Annotated in this window: 8 protein-coding genes; 5 read left to right on the top strand and 3 right to left on the bottom strand. The window is 67.8% G+C overall.

All coding sequences use genetic code 11. From position 1 onward, the window contains the following. The 5 genes from AB4Y84_RS11635 to AB4Y84_RS11615 form a co-directional block, all read left to right on the top strand. The coding region (locus AB4Y84_RS11635; protein ID WP_442250161.1) for a class I SAM-dependent methyltransferase family protein at positions 1–149 on the top strand (149 nt) is incomplete at its 5' end. After that, positions 149–1,483: a phosphatase PAP2/dual specificity phosphatase family protein gene (locus tag AB4Y84_RS11630; RefSeq protein WP_442250160.1), complete on the top strand. Its 1,335-nt coding sequence runs from the start codon at positions 149–151 to the stop codon at positions 1,481–1,483. The genes AB4Y84_RS11635 and AB4Y84_RS11630, both read left to right, overlap by 1 nt. Then, positions 1,480–1,917 (top strand): hypothetical protein, encoded by a 438-nt coding sequence (locus tag AB4Y84_RS11625; protein WP_336032581.1) that lies wholly within the window; start codon positions 1,480–1,482, stop codon positions 1,915–1,917. Before AB4Y84_RS11630 ends, AB4Y84_RS11625 begins: the two co-directional genes overlap by 4 nt. 12 nt (positions 1,918–1,929) lie before the next feature. Beyond that, positions 1,930–2,559: a lysophospholipid acyltransferase family protein gene (locus tag AB4Y84_RS11620; RefSeq protein ID WP_025878621.1), complete on the top strand. Its 630-nt coding sequence runs from the start codon at positions 1,930–1,932 to the stop codon at positions 2,557–2,559. After that, complete coding sequence (locus tag AB4Y84_RS11615) at positions 2,556–3,551, top strand: phosphatidate cytidylyltransferase (RefSeq protein ID WP_223496862.1); 996 nt, start codon at positions 2,556–2,558, stop codon at positions 3,549–3,551. Before AB4Y84_RS11620 ends, AB4Y84_RS11615 begins: the two co-directional genes overlap by 4 nt. A gap of 49 nt (positions 3,552–3,600) precedes the next feature. On the opposite strand, the gene fis is transcribed toward AB4Y84_RS11615, so the two are convergent. From fis to prmA, 3 genes are all read right to left on the bottom strand, one after another. Continuing rightward, positions 3,601–3,876: a DNA-binding transcriptional regulator Fis gene (gene fis, locus AB4Y84_RS11610; protein ID WP_006397198.1), complete on the bottom strand. Its 276-nt coding sequence runs from the start codon at positions 3,874–3,876 to the stop codon at positions 3,601–3,603. Between the two features lie 115 nt (positions 3,877–3,991). Then, positions 3,992–4,741, bottom strand: a complete 750-nt coding sequence (locus AB4Y84_RS11605) for a DUF3426 domain-containing protein (RefSeq protein WP_442244487.1) — start codon at positions 4,739–4,741, stop codon at positions 3,992–3,994. A 42-nt stretch (positions 4,742–4,783) separates the two neighbouring features. Further along, a partial coding sequence (gene prmA / locus AB4Y84_RS11600) for a 50S ribosomal protein L11 methyltransferase (RefSeq protein ID WP_442250159.1) occupies positions 4,784–5,571 on the bottom strand: 788 nt, incomplete at its 5' end.

The raw sequence follows: 5,571 nt of genomic DNA, 5'->3' as shown, positions 1-5,571 counted from the left end.
GCCATCGTGGTGGCGCGGCGTGGGTGATGCGCCGCCGTACCCAGCACGAGATGGACGAACTGGTGCGCCTGGCCGGCTTCCAGAAGGTGGCCCAGCGCATCGATGATTTCGGCATCTTCACCGTATCGCTGGCACGACGGATCGCGTGATGGCGACGCTGGCGGCAACCGCATCATCCAGCGAGGCGCGCCCCTGGCGGCGCGCCCTGCTGTGGCTGGCCCTGCTCGGTCCGTTCTTCTTCGCCAGCTATGGCTTCGCCAACTGGATGGCCGGCCGCCATGCCCAGCTGCCGGTGATGGCGTTCGCCTGGGAGACCCGGATTCCATTCGTGCCGTGGACGATCGTGCCGTACTGGTCGATCGACCTGTTCTATGCGATCTCGTTCTTCCTGTGCCGGCGCCGGCTGGAGTTGGACCGGCACGCGCTGCGCCTGCTCAGTGCGCAGGTGATCGCGGTGGCGTGCTTCCTGTTGTGGCCGTTGCGCTTCAGCTTCGAACGGCCGGAAATCGGCGGTGTGTTCGGCTGGTTGTTCGACGTGCTGCTGGGCTTCGACAAACCATTCAACCAGGCGCCGTCGCTGCACATCGTGCTGCTGATCGTGCTGTGGGTGAAGTTCGCGCAGTACCTGCACGGGGTCTGGCGGCTGGTGCTGCATGTGTGGGCGCTGCTGATCGGCATTTCGGTGCTGACCACGTTCCAGCATCACTTCATCGACATTCCCACCGGGCTGCTGGCCGGCTGGTTGTGCGTGTGGCTGTGGCCGGAGCAGGGCACGCCGCCGTTGCGTGCCTGGCAGGCCGCCGGTGACCCGAAACGTTGGCGGCTGGCCGCGTTGTATGTGTTGGGCGCCGGCCTGCTGCTGGTGCCGGTGGTGATGCTGCGCGGCACCGCATTGTGGCTGCTGTGGCCCATGGTGTCGTTGCTGCTGGTGTCGCTGGCCTACGCCGGGCTGGGCACGGCGGTGTTCCAGAAGCGCGCCGATGGCCGGTTGACGATGGCGGCGCGCTGGCTGCTGGCACCGTACCTGGCTGCCGCATGGATCAATTCGCGGCTGTGGACGCGCCGTGCGCCGCAGCCGKTGCACGTGGCTGACGCGGTCTGGCTGGGGCGCCTGCCAGGCACCGCACTGCCGGCACCGCTGGTGGGCGTGGTCGACACCTGTGCCGAGCTGTCCTGCCGCGCGCCGGGAGCAGCGTACGCCAGCGTGCCGATGCTGGACCTGGTGGTGCCGTCGGCCGCGCAGCTGCGTGCAGCGGCAGATGCCATTGAACGCCTGCGCGGCCATGGCCCCGTCCTGGTCTGCTGTGCGCTGGGGTATTCGCGCAGCGCGGCCAGCGTGGCGACCTGGCTGCTGCGCACCGGCCGTGCGCGCGATGCGGCCGACGCCGTGTCGATCGTGCGTGGCGCGCGGCCGTCGATCGTGCTGCACGACGTTCATCTACAGGTGATCGCGGCCGCTGCCGCGCAGGAGACCATTGCATGAGCGCCGTGCCCGATCTGCCGATGATGCACCTGCTGCTGCGACAGGGGCGATTGCCTGCCGCGTTGTCACTGGGCCTGCTGCTGGTAGCCCTGTTGCTGCTGGGCATCGAGCCTGGGCTGGCGATGTTCGCCGCCGGCCTGCTGCTGCTGAGCCTGGTTGCAGGCGTTCTGCAGGCGTACTACGCGGTGCGCGTGCAGTTGGACGCCAGCCTGCTGCGCCTGCTGCAGCAGGAGGGGCTGCAGGGTGAAGACGCGGCACAGCGGGTGGACCAGGCACTGCACACGGCCGGCCTGCGCAGGCTGGACGCACAGGCGCCGACGCGTGGCTGGGATGCGCGCTGGACCGGCATGCGGCGTCTGCTGATGCGCCAGTACGCCGCCACGCTGCTGCAGTTCGCTGCCCTGCTGCTGGCCGTGCTGTGGCCGCAGACCTGACCGGAGGTGCCGATGTTTGCTGAACTGATCGCCCGCGCCTGCAGCGCGGCCATCCATGTAGTGACCGGCGCACGCGCGCTGTGGGTTGGCTGCGCGCCGTCCAGCGAGCACCGCGTCTACTACGGCAACCATGCCAGTCATGGTGATTTCGTGCTGATCTGGTCGTCGATGCCGCCGGCGCTGCGGCGCCAGGTACGGCCGGTCGCCGCCGCCGAGTACTGGCAGCGCGACGGTCTGCGACGCTATCTGATCGACGCGGTGTTCAATGGCGTGCTGGTGGAGCGTGAGGCGGGCAACCGCCATCAGGATCCGCTGCAGGTGCTGCGTGATGCGGTGGATGAGGGCTGTTCGTTGATCCTGTTTCCGGAAGGCACGCGCAACATCGGCGATGAGCCGCTGTTGCCGTTCAAGAGCGGCATCTACCACCTGGCCCGGCAACGCCCGGAGCTGGAGTTCGTGCCGGTGTGGATCGACAACCTCAAGCGGGTGATGCCGAAGGGGCGTTTCCTGCCGCTGCCGCTGCTGTGCACGGCAACCTTTGGTACGCCGCTGCGGCTGCAGGCCGATGAGGACAAGGCCGCGTTCCTGGCGCGCAGCCGGCAGGCGCTGCTGGCCCTGGCCCCGAACGGAGGCCGTGCATGAGCTTCATGATCGACGTTTCCGGTGATCTCGCCGCACGCAGCGTGGGCCAGCAGACCGGCCTGCTGTTCGCGGGCGTGGGTGCGGTTCTGGTGCTGGCCACGCTGGTGTCCGAAACCCTGCGCTGGCGCCAGCGTGGACAACCCAGCGCGGTAATCGCCAACCTGGTCTCGCGCATCCGCGCGTGGTGGGTGATGGCCATCGTGGTGGGGCTGGCGCTGTTCTTCGGGCGCGCCGGAGTGATCGTGCTGTTCGCCATCATCTCGCTGTTCGCACTGCGCGAATTCATCACCCTGGCGCCGACACGATCGGGCGACTACTACGCGTTGCTGGCCGCGTTCTACATCGTGCTGCCGTGGCAGTACTACCTGGTGTGGATCGACTGGTATGGCATGTACACGCTGTTGATCCCGGTGTACGCGTTCCTGTTCCTGCCGATCCTGGCCACCATCGGTGGTGATACCACCCACTACCTGGAGCGCACGTCGAAGGTGCAGTGGGGCTTGATGATCTGCGTGTTCTGCATCTCGCACGTGCCGCTGCTGCTGAACCTGCGCGTGCCGGGCTACGATCCGGCGCGCAACGTGCTGCTGTTCGCCTTCCTTGTGATCGTGGTGCAGTCGTCGGACGTGCTGCAGTACATCTGGGGCAAGCTGCTGGGCAAGCACCTGATCGCGCCGAAGCTGTCGCCGTCGAAGACGGTGGAAGGCTTCGTGGGCGGCGTGCTCTGTGCCAGCGCATTGGGCGCCGCGCTCTGGTGGATCACCCCGTTCACGCCGCTGCAGGCGTTCGGCCTGTCGCTGCTGATCAACCTGATGGGGTTCTGGGGCGGCCTGGTGATGTCGGCGATCAAGCGCGATCGCGGCATCAAGGACTGGGGCAACATGATCGAGGGCCATGGCGGCATGCTCGATCGGCTGGATTCAGTGTGCTTCGCCGCGCCGGTGTTCTTCCACGTGGTGCGTTACTACTGGAAGGCGGGTGGCGGCAGTTGATTCCGTCGGCGGGCCATCCACGCATGGCGTGGATCTACCGGGAACGCGCTTACGCGCTGATGCCGTATTCCTTCAGCTTCTTGCGCAGGGTGGCGCGGTGGATGCCCAGCATCGCGGCCGCGCGGCTCTGGTTGCCTTCGCAGTGGTTGAGCACTTCCACGAACAGTGGAATCTCCATCTCGCGCAGCACGATCTCGTAGACATCGTCCGCATCGCAGCCATCGAGGTCGCGCAGGTAACGGCGCACGGACTGGGCCACATGTTCGCGCAGCGGTGGCCGGGCAGCGCCACGACTGTTGTCAGGACGAGAAAGGACAGCGTTCAAGGGGGTTCCCGATCTGGTTGGTCCATGCACGCGGGGCGCCGGACCGGATGAGGTGATGGCGGTCAGTCTAGCGCGAGCGTGGCCGACCTGCCACGGCCGGACGGTCCGGCCCAGGTCAAAGGAACTCGAAGGTGAATGCGACCGTGGATGCGGCAGGCTCCTGCACGCGGAAGGCGATGCGTGCGCTTTGACCCGGTTCCAGCGGGGCCGCACCCGGGTTTTCGCCGAGGTACTGCGCTGGTGCGAACACGCCGGTGCCGATCACACGACCATCGGCATCGGACAGCGACAGGCGCAGGTCCGGCCATGCCTGCGGCCAGCGCGCATCGTTGCGGATGCTGGCCTGGATCTGCAGCACGCCTGGCTGGGCCGGCAACGGGCGGATTTCACGGCTGGTCATGGTCAATGCAGTGGGCTCGCGCCAAGCGGGCAGCTCGCAGCGCAGCACGCTGCACAGCGCACCGATCCACGGCCGGGTACCGGCATCGGCGGCCAGCCGTGCACGATCGGCAAGCACGCTCTGCAGCAACAGCAGCAGCGCCAACCCGGCCACCAGCAGCCAATGCCAGCGTGGGGTGGGCAGCGCCCGCGGGCGTACGCCGAGGAAGCTGGGCGCATCGGCGGCGGTGGCAACGATGCTGGGTTTGGCGGTGAAGTCCGGCTCGATGATTGGATCAGCGGCGGCCACCGGTTCTGTTTCGGTTGCCGCCACGATGTCCGTTGCCGGGTCGATGCCCTCGATCACCGGCGCTGCATCGGTCAGCCTCGGTTCGCGCGGTTCGCTGGCTTCAGGCGCGGCCGCTCGCTCCTGCGCGGTGCGCAGGAACGTGGCCAGGGGACGGCGCGGTGGGTGCGGCTCGGACATGCTCAGGGCGCGGGCTCGGATCCAGCGGTCATTCAACCACGATCAGGCGCGACGCACGCCGGTGATGCGCATCCAGTCGCCATCCTGGGTGGCCTGGAGGTCGTCGAACCACGTTGCATAGCGCTGCAGCAGTTCGTCTTCCTGACCATGCAGGATGCCCGACAGGGCGATGCGACCGCCGCTGGCGACGCGGGCGGCCAGCAGTTCGGCCAGTGCATCCAATGCGGAGGCCAGGATGTTGGCGACCACGATCGGGTAGGTAGCGACCGGTTCGTCCTGCGGCAGGTACACCTGCATGCGTGCCTGTTCGCCGTTGCGTTCGGCATTGTCGGCGGTGGCGATCAACGCCTGCGGGTCGTTGTCCACGCCGATGGCCTGGGCAGCACCGAGCTTCAATGCAGCCAGGGCGAGGATGCCCGAGCCACAGCCGAAGTCGAGCACGCGCTGGCCCTGCAGTTGGCCATCAACGGCCAACTGGTCCAGCCAGCGCAGGCACAGCGCGGTGGTCGGGTGGGTGCCCGAGCCGAAGGCCAGGCCCGGGTCGAGGCGCACGATGGCAGCGTCGGCGGCCTGCGCGGCTTCCGGCAGCTCGTGGTTCCACGGCACGATCCAGGTACGGCTGCCGAAGTCCATCGGCTGGAACTGGTCCAGCCACGCACGCTCCCAGTCTTCGTCTTCCACGGCGCGGAAGCTGCCATTGCTCCAGTCCAGCTCCGGGTCGAAGGCTTCCAGCGCGGCCAGCAGCAGCAAGGCGTTGCTGTCGGCCGGGAACAGCGCGCTGAGCACCAGGGTGTCCCACAGCGGGGTCTCGCCCACGCCGGGTTCGAGGA

This window comes from Stenotrophomonas sp. 2YAF22 (genome assembly GCF_052114665.1).
Classification (GTDB): Bacteria; Pseudomonadota; Gammaproteobacteria; order Xanthomonadales; family Xanthomonadaceae; genus Stenotrophomonas; species Stenotrophomonas indicatrix.
This window is presented reverse-complemented; position numbering and strand designations above follow the sequence as displayed.

Excerpts from the sequence above, each read along its gene's own strand:
- AB4Y84_RS11625 (WP_336032581.1), top strand. The coding sequence starts at position 1,480 with ATGAGCGCCGTGCCCGATCTGCCGATGATGCACCTGCTGCTGCGACAG.
- AB4Y84_RS11620 (WP_025878621.1), top strand. The coding sequence starts at position 1,930 with ATGTTTGCTGAACTGATCGCCCGCGCCTGCAGCGCGGCCATCCATGTA.
- AB4Y84_RS11615 (WP_223496862.1), top strand. The coding sequence starts at position 2,556 with ATGAGCTTCATGATCGACGTTTCCGGTGATCTCGCCGCACGCAGCGTG.
- AB4Y84_RS11605 (WP_442244487.1), bottom strand. The coding sequence starts at position 4,741 with ATGTCCGAGCCGCACCCACCGCGCCGTCCCCTGGCCACGTTCCTGCGC.